Origin of the sequence: Actinoplanes sp. NPDC049681, from assembly GCF_044465265.1 — a bacterium.
Classification (GTDB): domain Bacteria; phylum Actinomycetota; class Actinomycetes; order Mycobacteriales; family Micromonosporaceae; genus Actinoplanes.
Genome location: NZ_JBITLP010000002.1, coordinates 665817 through 680210, shown reverse-complemented (window position 1 = coordinate 680210; position 14394 = coordinate 665817). Strand labels below are relative to the sequence as shown.

Genomic DNA, 14394 nt, shown 5'->3' with positions numbered 1-14394 from the left:
GCACATCCTTGCGGATGCCGCCGCGCTCACGGAAGCGGGGCGACGAAGACCGCGACGGACCGGGCCGGGACCGTCAGCGTCCCGCCCTCGGCCGAGGCCGTCCGCAGCACCGGATCCGCGGAGGCCACCAGCTCCGGGTGCAGCGTGAGCTCCACCCCGGCCAGCTCGGGCACGTGCTCGCTCGCCGGCGACTCGGTGGCGTTGAAGACCGTCACCACCGTGCTCCAGCGGGGGTCCAGGCCCGTGCCGTCGAGGCACATGACGATCACGCCCGGCGTCTCGTGCGGGCCGCCGAGCGGGAACGTCAGGCGGCGTTCCACCTCCTCGGCCGTCGGCAGGCCGAACACCGGGGACGACCGGCGGATGCTGAGCAGCTCGGCGTACCGGGCCGCGGCCATGTCCATGATCTCGGCGGACGGGACCAGGGACGGATCGGCGAGCAGCGGGCGCGCCCACGGCCATTTGTCCTCGTTGTCCTCGGCCGGGGGCAGGCCCACGCCGAAGCCGTTGCCGTCGGCGCCGTTCCAGCGGATCTGGTTGAACCAGTCGCCCGAGTTGTACGAGTTGCGGTCGAGCGACTTGGAGCGCAGCCGTTCGGTGCCCAGCGCCACGAACCCGGCGCCCTGACCGAGCACGACCAGCGACAGCGCGAGGATCTGCATGCGGGCGCGGTCGGCCATGGGCAGGTCCACCGGCAGCTTGAAGGCCATCGCGTCGTAGAGGATCTCGTTGTCGTGGGCGTCGACGTAGTTGACGCACTCCCCCGGCGCGGCCGCGTAGCCGCTGGGCGAGCCGTTGTAGTCGATCTGGGCGCCGCTCTGCTCGGCCCCGGTGTGGGTGACGAACCTGTACGTGACCAGCGCGCCCGACAGACCCACTTTGATCCGGTCGTGCAGGGCGAGCGGGGTCGCCGAGCCGAGCCCGGTGGCGAAGCCGCGCACGGACGGGTCGTCGCCGAACGAGCCCCCGCCGCGGACCGCGTCGCGCAGCCGGTCGTTGAAGGTGCCGATGCCGGTCCCGGCCAGGTTCACCTGAGTCGCCTGCGCGAATCGGGCGTCGTACGCGACCTCGCCGAAGTTCCAGCCCTCGCCGTACAGATAGATGTCCGGACCGCCCTCGAGGTGATCGAGGGTGACCCTCGTCTCCAGGATGTTGGCCCGCGGGTGATGGCCCATGAGGTCGAAGCGGAAGCCGTCCACCTTGTAGTGCCGGGCCCACGTCACGACGGAGTCGACGACGAGGCGGCCCATCATGGCGTGCTCGGGCGCGGTGTTGGAACAGCAGGTGGACTCGGCGACCGTGCCGTCCTCGAGCAGCCGGTGGTAGTAGCCGGGCACGATGCGGTCGAGGACGCTGAACGGCGCGAGCCCGTCGGCCATCGTGTGGTTGTAGACGACGTCCATCACCACGCGCAGCCCGGCGGCGTGCAGGGCCGCGACCATCCGCCGGAACTCGAGGATGCGCGCGCTGCCGGAGGGATCGGTGGAGTAGCTGCCCTCGGGCGCGGTGTAGTGCAGCGGGTCGTAGCCCCAGTTGAAGCCGTCGCGGTCGGCGATCTCGGCGATCGCGCGCTGTTGCTCCGGCGAGTCCGGCGGGAACGACGCCAGGTCGCAGGCGGGCACGGCCTGGTCGGCGCGCCGGTCGGGGACGGTGGCGAAGTCGAAGGCGGGCAGCAGGTGCACGTGGGTCAGCCCCGCGTCGGCCAGCATGCGCAGGTGCCGCATGCCCGCGCTCTCCTCGTCGGTGAAGGCGAGGTAGGTGCCCCGGTGCGCCGCCGGCACGGTGTCGTCGAAGATCGAGAAGTCGCGGACGTGCACCTCGGTGATCTGCATGCGGGCGGGCGCGACGCGCGCCGGGCGGGCGGCCGTGTCCCAGCCCGGCGGCTTCAGCGCCGGGTCGTCGAGATCCACGATCTGGCTGTGGGTGGAGTCCGCCGACAGCGACACCGCGTACGGATCCGTGACGCTCGTGGTGACCACCCGCTGCGCCGCGGGATGCCACACCTCCACGCGATAGCGGTAGTAGCGGCCGAACCACTTGCGCTTGCCGGCGATGCTCCAGACGCCGGTCACCGGGTCGCGTTCCATCGGCAGGATCTTGGGCTCGTCCTCGGGGCTGCGCGACAGCTCCAGCGACACCGTGCGGGCGGTCGGCGCCCACACGGCGAGCGTCGGCTTCTCCTCGTCGACGATCACGCCCAGCTCGGCGTCGGCGGCGTCGGCGTAGAGGTCGTCGAGCACTCCGGGCAGCTGCACGGCGGTGGTCGCGACGACATGGCCGGCGTGGTCACGGCCGACCACGAGGAGCTGCCCGCGCAGCAGATGACCGAGGGCGGCGTCGCCCAGCTCCGGCACGGCGAACGCCCGATAGGCGCGCAGGTGCGGGAACCGCCGGCTCTGGGCCTGGAACAGGCCGCCCGGCCGGGGCGTCAGCGGCAGCATCGTGCGCTCGCCGGACAGTTCGTCGCCGTCCCGGCGCACGCCCCCCGTGGTGCCCGCCACCAGGGCGAATCCCTCGGCGAGATCGGCGAGCCGGGCGGGCAGGGCCACGGTGGTGCGGTCGACGAAGACCGCCAGCGCCCGTGCCGGGTCCAGCTCCGGACCCAAGGACCGCAGATCCGGATGTACGGGCGCGGGCTCCCCCGAAAGCAGCCACACCTCGCGCCCCCAGGAGAAGTCGAGGCGCTGGTCGTCGGGCAGATCCTTCCGATCGCCGCGATGGATCACGAAACGCAGCCCCGCCGCGTCGTGCCGCACCGGCACCTGGAACACGGCGCCGAACGCGTCGAAGGAGGACGGTGTCACCGGCTGCTGCCACACCGGCTTCTGCGGCGTGCCCTCCCAGGCATGCACACCCCACCCGGCGTAGTCGCCGTCCGCACGGCGGTAGTGGATGACGGCGAGGCCGTCGTCGGCCGCGGGCGGCGCGGTGAAGCCGGCCGCCTCGGCGCTGGGATAGACCTCCGGATCGCCGGGGCGCAGCCAGATCTCCGGGGTGACGGCCGGGTCGACGTGCCGGTCCTCGGTGACGTCCTTGCCGCCCGACCGGTCGACGACCAGGAACCCGACGTGCCGGGCCGCATCGCCGAGCCGCACCCAGGCGAAGCGCCCGTAGGCGTCCTCACCGGCGAACGGCTGGCCGTCCGGGAAGCCGGTGACCGCATCCGGGTCGATGTCACCCCACGCGTGCAGTGACCAGTCGGCGTAGCCCGCGTCGTCGCGCCGGTAGTGCACGACCAGCCATTGCGGCCGGTGCGGCGCGGTCAGTGCCGGTCCGGCCTTGCTGTGTGGCGGGGCGATCTCGATCGTGGTCACCTGGCCATGATGGCACCGGGGTCCGTCACTTTTTCAGTGCGTCGCGATCACCGTGGTGATCCGGGGCCCGTCGACGTCGGCCCGGATCAGGTAGCGGTAGCGCTCGCCGGGAACCGCGTTGCCGAGGCTGTCGAGGTATTCCCACTCGACCGCCACCATGGCGAGCACGTCGCTGAGCCACTGGACGTCGTGCAGCTGGGCGTGCGCCGCCACGATCTGCTGCTCCCTGTACGCCGGGGCGGCACCCAGGAAGGACAGCGCGACCGCCGCCGGCGAGGTGAACGTGAAGCTGTACGAGTCGGCCACCACCATCCCCGGCAACGCGTAGCAGCCGGCGACCGCGGCGACGTCGCCCCGGGTCAGCGCGGAGCCGTAGCGGTCGAAGAAGTCGGTGAGGTCGTCGAGGTCCGTGGGCGCCTTCACGGAACACCGTGTTCCCCATGATCACCCGTGATAAACCTCGGGGCGGGTTGCAGCAAATAACAAGACGGACGTACGGTTTACCGAAGACGTGAACCCTCAGTTAGGTAGCCCTAACCGGCGGGCGGCCGTCACCGGTGCGGAAGACTGATGAGGACTACTCACGGTCGCTGGGTGTGAAGGAGATGACGTGGCCAGCCTCGACACCTTTGGTGCGAAGAGCGAGCTGCGCGTCGATGACGCGAGCTACGAGATTTTCACGATCGACAAGGTGGAGGGCCATGAGCGACTGCCCTACTCCCTGAAGATCCTGCTGGAGAACCTGCTGCGCACGGAGGACGGCGCCAACATCACGGCCGACCACATCCGGGCCCTCGGCGGGTGGGACCCCACCGCCGACCCGAGCGTGGAGATCCAGTTCACCCCGGCGCGGGTCCTCATGCAGGACTTCACCGGCGTGCCCTGCGTCGTCGACCTGGCCACCATGCGCGAGGCCGTCAACGACCTCGGCGGCGACCCGACCAAGGTCAACCCGCTGGCCCCCGCCGAGCTGGTCATCGACCACTCGGTGATCGCCGACCTGTTCGGCCGCGAGGACGCCTTCGCCCGCAACGTCGAGCTGGAATACCAGCGCAACCGCGAGCGCTACCAGTTCCTGCGCTGGGGCCAGACCGCGTTCAACGAGTTCAAGGTCGTGCCGCCGGGCACCGGCATCGTGCACCAGGTCAACATCGAGTACCTGGCCCGTACGATCATGGAGCGCAACGGTCAGGCTTACCCGGACACCGTGGTCGGCACCGACTCCCACACGACGATGGTCAACGGCCTGGGCGTGCTCGGCTGGGGCGTCGGCGGCATCGAGGCCGAGGCGGCCATGCTCGGCCAGCCGGTCAGCATGCTCATCCCGCGCGTCGTCGGCTTCAAGCTCTCCGGCGAGATGCCGGCCGGCACCACCGCGACCGACCTGGTGCTGACGATCACCGAGATGCTCCGCGAGCACGGCGTGGTCAGCAAGTTCGTCGAGTTCTACGGCCCCGGCGTCACCTCCGTGCCGCTGGCCAACCGCGCCACCATCGGCAACATGTCGCCGGAGTACGGCTCGACCGCCGCGATCTTCCCGATCGACGACGAGACGATCAAGTACCTCAAGCTCACCGGCCGCTCCGAGGCGCAGGTCAAGCTCGTCGAGGCGTACGCGAAGCGCCAGGGTCTCTGGCTCGACCCGAACGCCGAGCCGGACTTCTCCGAGCGCCTCGAGCTCGACCTCTCGACGATCGTGCCCTCGCTCGCCGGCCCGAAGCGCCCGCAGGACCGCGTGCCGCTGAACGCCGCCAAGTCGATGTTCCGCGACGCGCTCAGCAACTACGTGCAGCCCGAGGGCCACGCCGACGAGGCCAGCGCCGAGTCGTTCCCGGCCAGCGACCCGCCGGCCAACGCCGTGGACGACGAGGCCGACAAGCCGCACCTCTTCAGCGCCGCGGCCGGCGCGAACGGCCGCCCGTCGAAGCCCACCCGCGTGGTCGGCGAGGACGGCACCGAGTTCGAGCTGGACCACGGCTTCGTCGGCATCGCCGCCATCACGTCCTGCACCAACACCTCGAACCCGCAGGTCATGATCGGCGCGGCGCTGCTGGCGAGGAACGCCGTCGAGCGCGGCCTCACCCGCAAGCCGTGGGTCAAGACCACCCTGGCGCCGGGTTCCAAGGTCGTCATGGACTACTACGACCGGGCCGGCCTCACGCCGTACCTGGACAAGATCGGCTTTAACCTGGTCGGTTACGGCTGCACCACCTGCATCGGCAACTCCGGCCCGCTGCCCGAGGCGATCTCGGCCGCGGTCAACGAGGCCGACCTCACCGCGGTGAGCGTGCTGTCCGGCAACCGCAACTTCGAGGGCCGGATCAACCCCGACATCAAGATGAACTACCTGGCGTCCCCGCCGCTGGTCGTGGCGTACGCGCTGGCCGGCTCGATGGACATCGACATCACCACGGAGCCCCTGGGCACCGGCTCGGACGGCAAGCCGGTCTTCCTGGCCGACATCTGGCCGAGCGCCAAGGAGATCGACGACGTGATCGCCTCCGCGATCGGCGCCGAGGGCTTCAGCTCCGCGTACTCGGACGTCTTCGCCGGCGACGAGCAGTGGCAGTCGCTGCCCACGCCGGAGGGTAAGACCTTCGAGTGGGCCCAGGAGTCCACCTACGTGCGCAAGCCCCCGTACTTCGAGGGCATGGCCGCCACGCCGGCGCCGGTCACCGACATCACCGGCGCGCGGGTGCTGGCCAAGCTCGGCGACTCGGTCACCACCGACCACATCTCGCCGGCCAGCTCCATCAAGCCGGACTCGCCCGCGGGCAAGTACCTGGCGGAGCACGGCGTCCCCCGGCACGAGTTCAACTCGTACGGTTCCCGCCGCGGCAACCACGAGGTGATGATCCGCGGCACGTTCGCCAACATCCGGCTGCGCAACCAGCTGGTGCCGGGCGTCGAGGGCGGCTTCACGGTCAACCACCTGACCGGCGACCAGACCACCATCTACGACGCGTCGGTGGCTTACAAGGAGGCCGGCGTCCCGCTGGTCATCCTGGCCGGCAAGGAGTACGGCTCGGGCTCGTCCCGCGACTGGGCGGCCAAGGGCACGATGCTCCTGGGCGTCCGCGCGGTCATCGCCCAGTCGTACGAGCGCATCCACCGCTCCAACCTCATCGGCATGGGCGTGCTCCCGCTGCAGTTCCCGCCGAAGACCGACGCGGAGTCGCTCGGCCTGACCGGCACGGAGACGTTCTCCATCACCGGCGTCACGGAGCTCAACGAGGGCGGCATCCCGTCCACGGTGAAGGTCCGCACGGACACCGGCGTGGAGTTCGACGCCGACGTGCGCATCGACACCCCCGGCGAGGCGGACTACTACCGCCACGGCGGCATCCTGCAGTACGTCCTGCGCAAGATGCTCAACAGCTGACGCGTACGCGACAACGCCCCGTCGTCCCCCGTGGACGGCGGGGCGTTCGCGTGCCGCGCCTCGTCAGACGCGGACGTAGAACCGGAGGGTGAACCAGGCGGTGCATCCGCTCACCCCGGCGCCGGCGGCCGCCAGCAGGGGCAGCATCAACCACACCCGGTCGTTCGGTACGGGCGGCAACGCGCGGGTCAACTCCGGCGGGATGACGAGTTCACCGGCGAGGAGCAGCGCGAATCCCGCCACGGCACCGGCCACCCCCGCCACCATCGCCTCGACGACGAACGGCGCCTGCACGAACCAGTTCGACGCTCCGACCAGCTTCATGACCGCGACCTCCCGCCGCTTGCTGTACGCCGCGACCTGGATGGTGTTGCCCACGAGCAGCACCGCGGCGACGGCCATGACGGAGGCGATCACGAGGGCGATCCGCTCGGTGCCGGTGAAGATCCGGAACGCCTTCTCCAGCAGCCGGCGCTGGTCGACGATGGTGTCGATGCCTCGCTGGCCGCCGATCCCGCTGACGAACGCCGCGTAGCGCTCCGGGTCCTTCAGCTTGACCCGGAAGGACGCGGGCAGCGTGCCCGGCCCGACCCCGCGCACCAGGTCCGGCGACTCGCGCCAGGCCTCCTGGAACCGGGCATAGGCCTCCGGCTTGTCCTCGTACCGCTTGTTCGCCACGAGCGGGCTACGGTCGATGGCGGCGCTGAGAGCGGCTCGCTGGGCGTCCGTGATGTCGTCCCGGAGGAAGATCGAGACCTCGATCCGGCCGTAGTAGTAGTCCTTGGCCTGCTCGACCTGCCGATAGAGCAGCACGCCGGCGCCGAGCATGGTCAGCGACACCGCCATCGTGATGATCAGGGCGATCGTCATGGTCGCGTTGCGCCACAGGCCTACCAGCGCCTCGTGCAGGACATACCTCAGGCGTATCAACGGGATCCTCCGTAACCTCGGCCGAGGGCCTCGTGCAGGGCGGCCACCATGGCGTCGTCGCCGGCGCCCGCGAGCCGGGCGCGGGTCACGTACTCCTCCGCGGCACGCCGGAGCGCGGTGCCGTCCGCGGCACGGGGCAGAACATCGGCGACACGCGTGCCGCCGCCGCGACGGGTGATGAGCAGGCCGGCGGCTTCGAGCTCCCGATACGCGCGGGCGACGGTGCCCACCGCGAGACCGAGATCGCCGGCAAGCTGACGTACCGGCGGCAGGCGGGTGCCACCGGTGAGAGCGCCGCTGTCCATGAGCGCCGCCAGCTGGCGGCGCAGTTGCTCGTAGGGAGGTGTCGGGTCGGATGCCGACACCGTGAGGGTGGGCAGGTCACTCATCCGAGCCGCCGACCCCGCCCCCGGCCCGGCACCAGCAGGCAGGCGCCGCACCACGCCGTGGCGGCGAAGGCGCCGATCGCCAGACCGGTCAGCGCGCGCCCGGTGGCCGACCACCCGCCCCCGCCGCACTGATATCCGAGCGTGTCCAGCGCCAGGCCGGCGGTCAGGGCGAAGCCGGTCAGCGGCGTCAGCACCGAGACTCCGGCGGCCGCGACCACCACCTCGGCGGACCGGCGCCGCTGCGCGTCGTCGACGGCCACATCAGCGGCGGACTGGGGCCGCCGGACGACCCGGCGCACAGCGACAGCGGCCGCGATCAACCCCAGCGCGATGAGGGCCATACCGGGCACGGTGTAGTAGCGCCCGGGCCAGGGAGCATAAGAACTCGACACCGGCCCGGACACGCACGTCAGAGCCCGGCCCGCTCGACCCAGGTCGTCGGGCCCGGCCACCGCCGTGGTGACGCAGGTGAGGCCGACCAGGATCACCGTCGCCAGAACCACCACGGCGCCCAGCACACGAGGCACGTAGTCGACCGCACGGCGAACCCTGAGCCCGGCCGACCGTACGGGACCGCCGGGAGCCGGGCGCGCCAGCTCGCCGACAAGTGCACCGACGAGGACGCCGGAGCCGAACACCGGGGCCGCCAGCAGCAAGCCCAGCCCCAGCGAGCCGACCCTGGCCATCAGGGCCGCGCCGGCCAGACCGGCCGCGATGCCGGCCCACCGCCACCGCACGGCAGCCACCTCGCCGGGCCTTCGCCGCCCGGCCGAAGGCCCGCCGTCGGGCGCAGCCCCGGCACCGCGATACGCGGGCCAGACCGTGCGGACAATGAGGAGCGCACCGGCCGCCAGCACCAGCAGGGCGGCCGACACGGCAGCGAATGTGATGAACACGAGCCCACCTCTTGTATCGGGTGGTTGATACAAGAGCAGATCCCCGGCCTTTGTGTCAACACAAGTGGGCGTTACTCAGCCGCAACCACCGCTGCAACACGCCGCGGCTACCGTGGCCGGATGCGCTCGCCCTGGTCGGTCGTCACGTTGCGGTACGCCGCAGCGTCGGCGTCGGCGTTGCTCCTTGCCGCTACCTCCGGATGCGTGGTCGTGAGCTCGTCGTGGGTGGTACCCGTCGCACCCTCGGCGAGCGCGAAGTCGTGCGACCCGGCGGCGATCAAGCTGTCCGAGCCCATCGTCAACCAGTCCCCCACGATCACCGTCGCACGGAGGGTCGTTGTCAGCGGCGGGCACGTACGGCGGGAGGAAGTGCTCCGGAACGTGCCCTTCGAATCCGGCGTGAACTGGACGTCCCAGAAGACGATCAGTGACGCCGATGTGCTCCGGCAGGTTCCAGCCGCCGTCAGGTCCAGGTATCCGGTGACCAGCGCCCCGGGCCTGGACCGGGTGACCGCGGCCATGGCGAAGGCGGCCCCGGCGGCCGGCACCTTCGTCGGCTACGCGGCCGCCACGCCCGTGTTCGTCCCGTTCGAGCGCAGCTGCTCCGACCGTGACGACTTCATCGACGGTGGCGTGCTGCTCGGAATCCGCCCGGCCGTCGGAGTCGCCGCCTGCGACCGCCCTGCCGGCGGCGACGCTCCGGTGGCGGCCCGGCTGGTGCGGGCCGAGTGGTGCTGAGCGGCTGCCGGACAAGGGCGCATCGTCCCGGTCCCGACCTACACTCGGGCCATGACATCGACAGTCGGTAAGCTCTTGCGAACCGCGAGTGATGCAGGCCTCCACCACGACATCCGGACGATCTGGCAGGCCTATGAGGTGGCGGAGCAGGCTCATCGCGGCCAACGGCGGATCAGCGGCGATCGCTACATCAGCCATCCCGTGGAGGTCGCCACCATCGTGGCCGGTCACGGCGGCACGGCTCCGGCCGTCTGCGCGGCGCTGCTGCACGACGTCATGGACGACGACGCAGCGGCGGTCCCGGCGTCACACCTGCGCCGCCTGTTCGGCTGCGAAGTCGCCGGAATGGTCGAGGACATGGCCGCTCAGCACATCCGCTCCGAGTACGGGGTGAGCCGGGGGGTCATGCTCGTGACGCTCGCGGACCGCCTGCACAACCTGCGCACCCTGCGACGGCTGCCGGCAGCGAGCCGCCGACGTGCTTCGCTGGACACCCTGGAATTCCATGTGCCGATGGCACACCAGTTGAAGGCATCGGCGATCGCGGCGGAGATGAGCGACCTGGCGTGCGCGGCGCTCGGCTCCCTCGACGGCCGGAGCAGGAAAGAACCGCTGTTCCGTCGCGGCCCGCGGCATCGTGATCGACCCGGCCCCCGAGACGCCTGACCGCACGTCCGGCGGCGACGCCTCGGTTCGTGGACGCCGAATGGTGCTGAGCGGCGGTCAGCCCCGCTGCTCCAGCCTTCCGACGAGCGAGATCACCGCCCCCGGGCCGTCCTCCTCACGGATCCGCCGCCCGATCGCGGCGGCACGGTCGCGGTAGGCCGCACCGTCCAGGCAGGAACGCAGAGCCTCGGTCAGAGAGTCGGCGGTGAGGTCCTGCATGGGCACCGGGGGCGGTGCCACGCCGAGGCGGTGCAGCCGGTCGGCCCAGAACGGCTGGTCGACGAGCACGGGTACGGCGACCGCCGGCACCCCCGCCCGCAGCCCGGCCCCGGTGGTCCCCGCCCCGGCATGGTGGACCACGGCGGCCGTACGCGGGAACAGCCACTCGTGGGGCACATCGCCGACGAGCAGCATGTCGTCGCCGACCGGCTCGAGCCCGCCCCAGCCGGACTGCACGACGGCCCGGACGCCGCACCGCCGGACCGCGGTCGCGACGGTCTCCTGCAGCCGCTCGCGTTCCGGGGTCATGCTGCCGAACCCGACGAACACCGGGGGCGGACCGGTCTCGAGGAAGTCGGCGAGCCGGTCCGGCGGCCGCCAACCAGGCTTCCGAGCCGGCCACCAGTAGCCGGTCACCTGCACATTCTCCGGCCAGTCGGCGGGGCGGGGCACCACCGTGGGGCTGTAGCCGTGGCAGACGACCCCGTCGTCCGCCGGGCCGGGAGGGAGATCGAGCCGGGCCCGCAGCCTTCCCAGGACGTCGGCGTAGAGAGCGCCGGTCCGGGCGAGCATCTCGCGGCCCGCGGCGAGGTTCTCGTCCGGCGTACCGGTGGGACGGCCCGGTGGTGGGAATTCCCGGGTGGGTACGCCCGGCGCGAGGTAGACGCCGACGCTCGGGATGCCGAAGGCGCCGGCGGCGAGCCGGCTCAGCGGGGCCGGGCCGAACGCGGTGAGCACCACATCGGTCCCGGCGGCCACGGCCTGCACGACGCCGTCGCCGAGGTCGTCGAGGAACGCGGCGAAAACCGACCGTGCGGCCTCGGGGGACGGGGCGGCCGTCCGGGCGCGGACGAGGTCGACCGGGTCGCCGGGGAGCGGACGGTGTTCCAGTGCGCAGCCGCGAACGAGGCCGGCGAATCGTTCGTGGGCGGCCAGCGCGACGTGGTGACCGGCCTCGTGGAGGCGCCGGCCCAGGCCCGTGAACGGCGCGACGTCGCCGTGCGAGCCGGCGGTGACGATGAGGATCCGCACCATCCGAAGCGTAGGCGTCGCGGCGGCGTGAGTTCACGGACCGGCCCGTCCCGGACGGTTAGGCTCGGCGGATGGATGACAAGACTGTGCTGGGTCGGATTCACGGCCTGGTCGACGAGGAGCACCAGCTCCGCGAACAGCTGCGCCGGGGCGAGATCAGCGGCGACGAGGAACGCGCCCGGCTCGCGGAGCTCGAGGAATCCCTGGACCAATGCTGGGACCTGCTGCGCCGGCGCCGGGCCGCCCGGGACGCCGGGCACGACCCGGATGCCGAGCAGGCGCACAGCACCGGCGAGGTCGAGAACTACCTGCAGTGAGGCGGGCCGGGCGGCCGCCGGCGAGACCGGCGGCCGCAGCTCCGCCGATCAGCGCAGTCCTGCCTCGTAGTCCAGCCGCTCGATCAGCTCCTCGGTGTCCACCTGGAGTCCGCGTGACCCGAACCAGGCCGCGACGTTCCGCACGTCGCGGGCCATGAATTCGCCGCCCTGCGGGTTGGCGATCACGTCGACCACCTGCGGCAGGTCGATGAGCACCAGCCGCCCCTCATGGACCAGCGTGTTGTACGGCGACAGGTCCCCGTGCGCGATCTGGGCCCGGGCGAGCACGCTGAGCGCCTCCACCATCTGGCGCCACAGGTCCTCGAGGCCGTCGCGGTCGGGGCGGACCTGGGCCAGCCGGGGAGCCGCCTCGCCGGTCTCCCAGTCGCCGATGAACTCGAGCATGAGCTCGGTGCCGATCAGCTGCACCGGGTACGGCACGGAGATGGTGCCGCCCTCCTGGCCGACCTGCCAGAGCCTCGACAGGGCCCCGAACTCGGCGGCCGCCCATTGGCCCGCGATGAGTTCCTTGCCGAACGAGGTGCGGTTGGTCATGGCCCGCATCTCCCGGGAGCGGCGTACCCGGCGGCCTTCCAGGTAGCCGGCGTCGCGGTGGAAGAGGCGGTGGTCGCCGTCGCGGTAGCGCTTGGCGGCCAGCATGCTGATCTTGTCGGAGTCCGGGATGGCGCGCCGGACCAGGTAGACGTCGGCTTCCTTGCCGGTCTTGAGCATGCCCAGCTCGGTGTCGACCGCGCCGTACTCGGTGCGGACCCACTCGGGGCGGGGCTGCGGGCCGTGCAGCGCGCCGTCCCAGGTCGACCAGCGGTCACCTGTCTGGGGCAGGTCGGGGTCTTCGGCGAGCTGCGGCTCGAGGCGGCCGCGCTTTACGAAGTCGGGTTCGTCGTCGTCGAACTTGCGGCGGCCGCGGCGCATGGTTGCCGGGCCGGAAGAGTCGTGCTCTCGCACTGGAGGGTCTCCTCGGAGAAGAAGAAAGGACGTTGCTGAACCTGGGCACGGCGAATGACAACGACAGCCATGTGGTCCACCCCCTTCTTCTTCCGGTGCGAGAATCCGCGTACGGGAGCACTCTCCCGGGGGACGCCCGGGCGTGCAAGCTATTTTCCGGTGGCCATGATCGCCGACAGCCCCTGGATCACGTTGCCCACGACCCGCGTCGGCGCGAAGCGGTTGTCGATCCACTCCCGGCCGCGGTGCAGCCACACGCTGGGTAGTCCCATCGCGGCGGCCCCGCCGATGTCGGCCTCGGGGCTGTCGCCGACGATCCAGGCGCCGCTCAGGCGCATGCGGACCCGCTGGGCGGCCAGGGCGAAGATGCGCGGGTTCGGCTTGCTCACCCCGGCCTGCTCCGAGATGACCCAGTCGGCGATGTAGCGGTCCAGCCCGGTACGCCGGATCCGGGATTCCTGCTGCTCATGGGGTCCGTTGGTGACCACGACGGGCACCCAGCCGGCGTCCCCGGCGATCTGCAGCGCGCAGGCCACGAGCGGGTCGAGGCGCTCGTACGCCAGCGGACCCTCGTGCAGTTCCTCCAGCAGATCGATGGAGGGGACGTCGAGCTGGTAGCGGTCGCGGATCAGGTCGGCCAGGTCCCACCGCGAGGTGAGCCCGTCCGCATCCACGGAGAGTAACCAGTCCAGATCTTCCTGTGGTGCCGCGACCTCGTCGAGGAAGCCCTTCGCCCACAACTTGAACGCACCGCTGCGGTCGAGCAGGGTGTCGTCCAGGGCGAGGAAGACGAGAGGCACCCGCGCACTCTACGTGAGTGAATACGGGAGCGAACAGCCCAAGTGTGTTAACGAAGGGCCGTCCGTCCGGGTGTTTTCGCATCATCAGGAGGCCGGCCGCGGCGATGGCAAGCCGTACGTACGGATTGCAAGCGGCCACGGCGGCGTGACACCATCGTTTCCGTGCCCAGGGTAAGCCAGGACCAGCTAGAGGCCCGCCGTCACGAGATCCTCGCGGCGGCCCGCGGGTGCTTCGCGCGGTACGGCTACGAGGGCGCCACGGTGCGCCGCCTCGAGGAGGCCACGGGCCTGTCCCGGGGCGCGATTTTCCACCATTTTCGCGACAAGGACTCGCTCTTCCTCGCGGTGGCCGAGGACGACGCCGCCGCCATGGTCGAGACAGTGGCCCGCAACGGCCTCGTCCAGGTGATGCGCGACCTGCTCGAGCGGGCCGGGGCGAGCGGGGACACCGCCGGCTGGCTGGGCACGCAACTCGAGGTGTCCCGGCGGCTGCGTACCGACCCGGAGTTCGCCAAGCGCTGGACCGAGCGGGCGGCGGCGGTCGAGGCGGCCACCCGGGACCGCCTCCAGCGGCAGCGCGACGCCGGGGTGCTGCGCGAGGACGTACAAGTCGACGTGCTGACCCAGTTCCTCGAGCTCGCGTACGACGGCCTGGTGCTGCACCTGGCCACCGGCCGCCCGGCAGGCGAGCTGAGCCGCGTCCTGGACGTCGTGGAGGAAGCTGTCAGGCGCCCGTGATCTAGCC

At 71.4% G+C, this 14394-nt stretch carries 14 protein-coding genes; 5 read left to right on the top strand and 9 right to left on the bottom strand.

Features of this window, described 5'->3' with window-relative positions:
• Positions 1–26 precede the first annotated feature (26 nt).
• On the bottom strand, positions 27–3314 hold the full coding sequence (pulA, locus tag ACIBO8_RS08570) for a pullulanase-type alpha-1,6-glucosidase (RefSeq protein WP_396114474.1): 3288 nt from the start codon (positions 3312–3314) through the stop codon (positions 27–29).
• Between the two features lie 33 nt (positions 3315–3347).
• Positions 3348–3737, bottom strand: coding sequence for a hypothetical protein (locus ACIBO8_RS08565; RefSeq protein WP_396114473.1), 390 nt, complete (start codon positions 3735–3737; stop codon positions 3348–3350).
• Between the two features lie 187 nt (positions 3738–3924).
• Between ACIBO8_RS08565 and acnA the strand changes: the two genes are divergently transcribed.
• The gene (acnA, locus tag ACIBO8_RS08560; RefSeq protein WP_396114472.1) at positions 3925–6696 is read left to right on the top strand and encodes an aconitate hydratase AcnA; all 2772 of its coding nucleotides are present in this window, start codon (positions 3925–3927) and stop codon (positions 6694–6696) included.
• A 63-nt stretch (positions 6697–6759) separates the two neighbouring features.
• Here acnA and ftsX read toward each other — a convergent pair whose 3' ends face one another.
• The 4 genes from ftsX to ACIBO8_RS08540 form a co-directional block, all read right to left on the bottom strand.
• Positions 6760–7623 carry a permease-like cell division protein FtsX gene (ftsX, locus tag ACIBO8_RS08555; protein ID WP_396114758.1) on the bottom strand — a complete coding sequence of 288 codons (864 nt, stop codon included), beginning with the start codon at positions 7621–7623 and terminating at the stop codon, positions 6760–6762.
• Positions 7623–8015 carry a GntR family transcriptional regulator gene (locus tag ACIBO8_RS08550; protein ID WP_396114471.1) on the bottom strand — a complete coding sequence of 131 codons (393 nt, stop codon included), beginning with the start codon at positions 8013–8015 and terminating at the stop codon, positions 7623–7625. Before ACIBO8_RS08550 ends, ftsX begins: the two co-directional genes overlap by 1 nt.
• Positions 8012–8911 carry a hypothetical protein gene (locus ACIBO8_RS08545; protein ID WP_396114470.1) on the bottom strand — a complete coding sequence of 300 codons (900 nt, stop codon included), beginning with the start codon at positions 8909–8911 and terminating at the stop codon, positions 8012–8014. Before ACIBO8_RS08545 ends, ACIBO8_RS08550 begins: the two co-directional genes overlap by 4 nt.
• 107 nt (positions 8912–9018) lie before the next feature.
• The gene (locus ACIBO8_RS08540) at positions 9019–9225 is read right to left on the bottom strand and encodes a hypothetical protein (protein WP_396114469.1); all 207 of its coding nucleotides are present in this window, start codon (positions 9223–9225) and stop codon (positions 9019–9021) included.
• Between the two features lie 166 nt (positions 9226–9391).
• On the opposite strand from ACIBO8_RS08540, the gene ACIBO8_RS08535 reads away from it, so the two are divergent.
• Positions 9392–9649 carry a hypothetical protein gene (locus ACIBO8_RS08535; RefSeq protein WP_396114468.1) on the top strand — a complete coding sequence of 86 codons (258 nt, stop codon included), beginning with the start codon at positions 9392–9394 and terminating at the stop codon, positions 9647–9649.
• 51 nt (positions 9650–9700) lie between these two features.
• A complete protein-coding gene (locus ACIBO8_RS08530; protein ID WP_396114467.1) occupies positions 9701–10315 on the top strand; it encodes an HD domain-containing protein in 615 nt (204 codons plus the stop codon).
• Positions 10316–10372: 57 nt separating this feature from the next.
• Here the strand turns inward: ACIBO8_RS08530 and ACIBO8_RS08525 are convergent, their stop codons facing one another.
• On the bottom strand, positions 10373–11569 hold the full coding sequence (locus tag ACIBO8_RS08525) for a glycosyltransferase (protein ID WP_396114466.1): 1197 nt from the start codon (positions 11567–11569) through the stop codon (positions 10373–10375).
• 68 nt (positions 11570–11637) lie between these two features.
• Between ACIBO8_RS08525 and ACIBO8_RS08520 the strand changes: the two genes are divergently transcribed.
• The gene (locus ACIBO8_RS08520; RefSeq protein WP_396114465.1) at positions 11638–11883 is read left to right on the top strand and encodes a DUF2630 family protein; all 246 of its coding nucleotides are present in this window, start codon (positions 11638–11640) and stop codon (positions 11881–11883) included.
• Between the two features lie 48 nt (positions 11884–11931).
• Here the strand turns inward: ACIBO8_RS08520 and ACIBO8_RS08515 are convergent, their stop codons facing one another.
• Both ACIBO8_RS08515 and ACIBO8_RS08510 read right to left on the bottom strand, forming a co-directional pair.
• Positions 11932–12849, bottom strand: coding sequence for a serine protein kinase RIO (locus ACIBO8_RS08515; RefSeq protein WP_396114464.1), 918 nt, complete (start codon positions 12847–12849; stop codon positions 11932–11934).
• 149 nt (positions 12850–12998) lie between these two features.
• Positions 12999–13649 carry an HAD family hydrolase gene (locus ACIBO8_RS08510; RefSeq protein WP_396114463.1) on the bottom strand — a complete coding sequence of 217 codons (651 nt, stop codon included), beginning with the start codon at positions 13647–13649 and terminating at the stop codon, positions 12999–13001.
• Positions 13650–13811: 162 nt separating this feature from the next.
• Here ACIBO8_RS08510 and ACIBO8_RS08505 point away from each other — a divergent pair, with 162 nt between their 5' ends.
• Positions 13812–14387, top strand: a complete 576-nt coding sequence (locus tag ACIBO8_RS08505) for a TetR/AcrR family transcriptional regulator (protein WP_396114462.1) — start codon at positions 13812–13814, stop codon at positions 14385–14387.
• Positions 14388–14394: the final 7 nt, after the last annotated feature.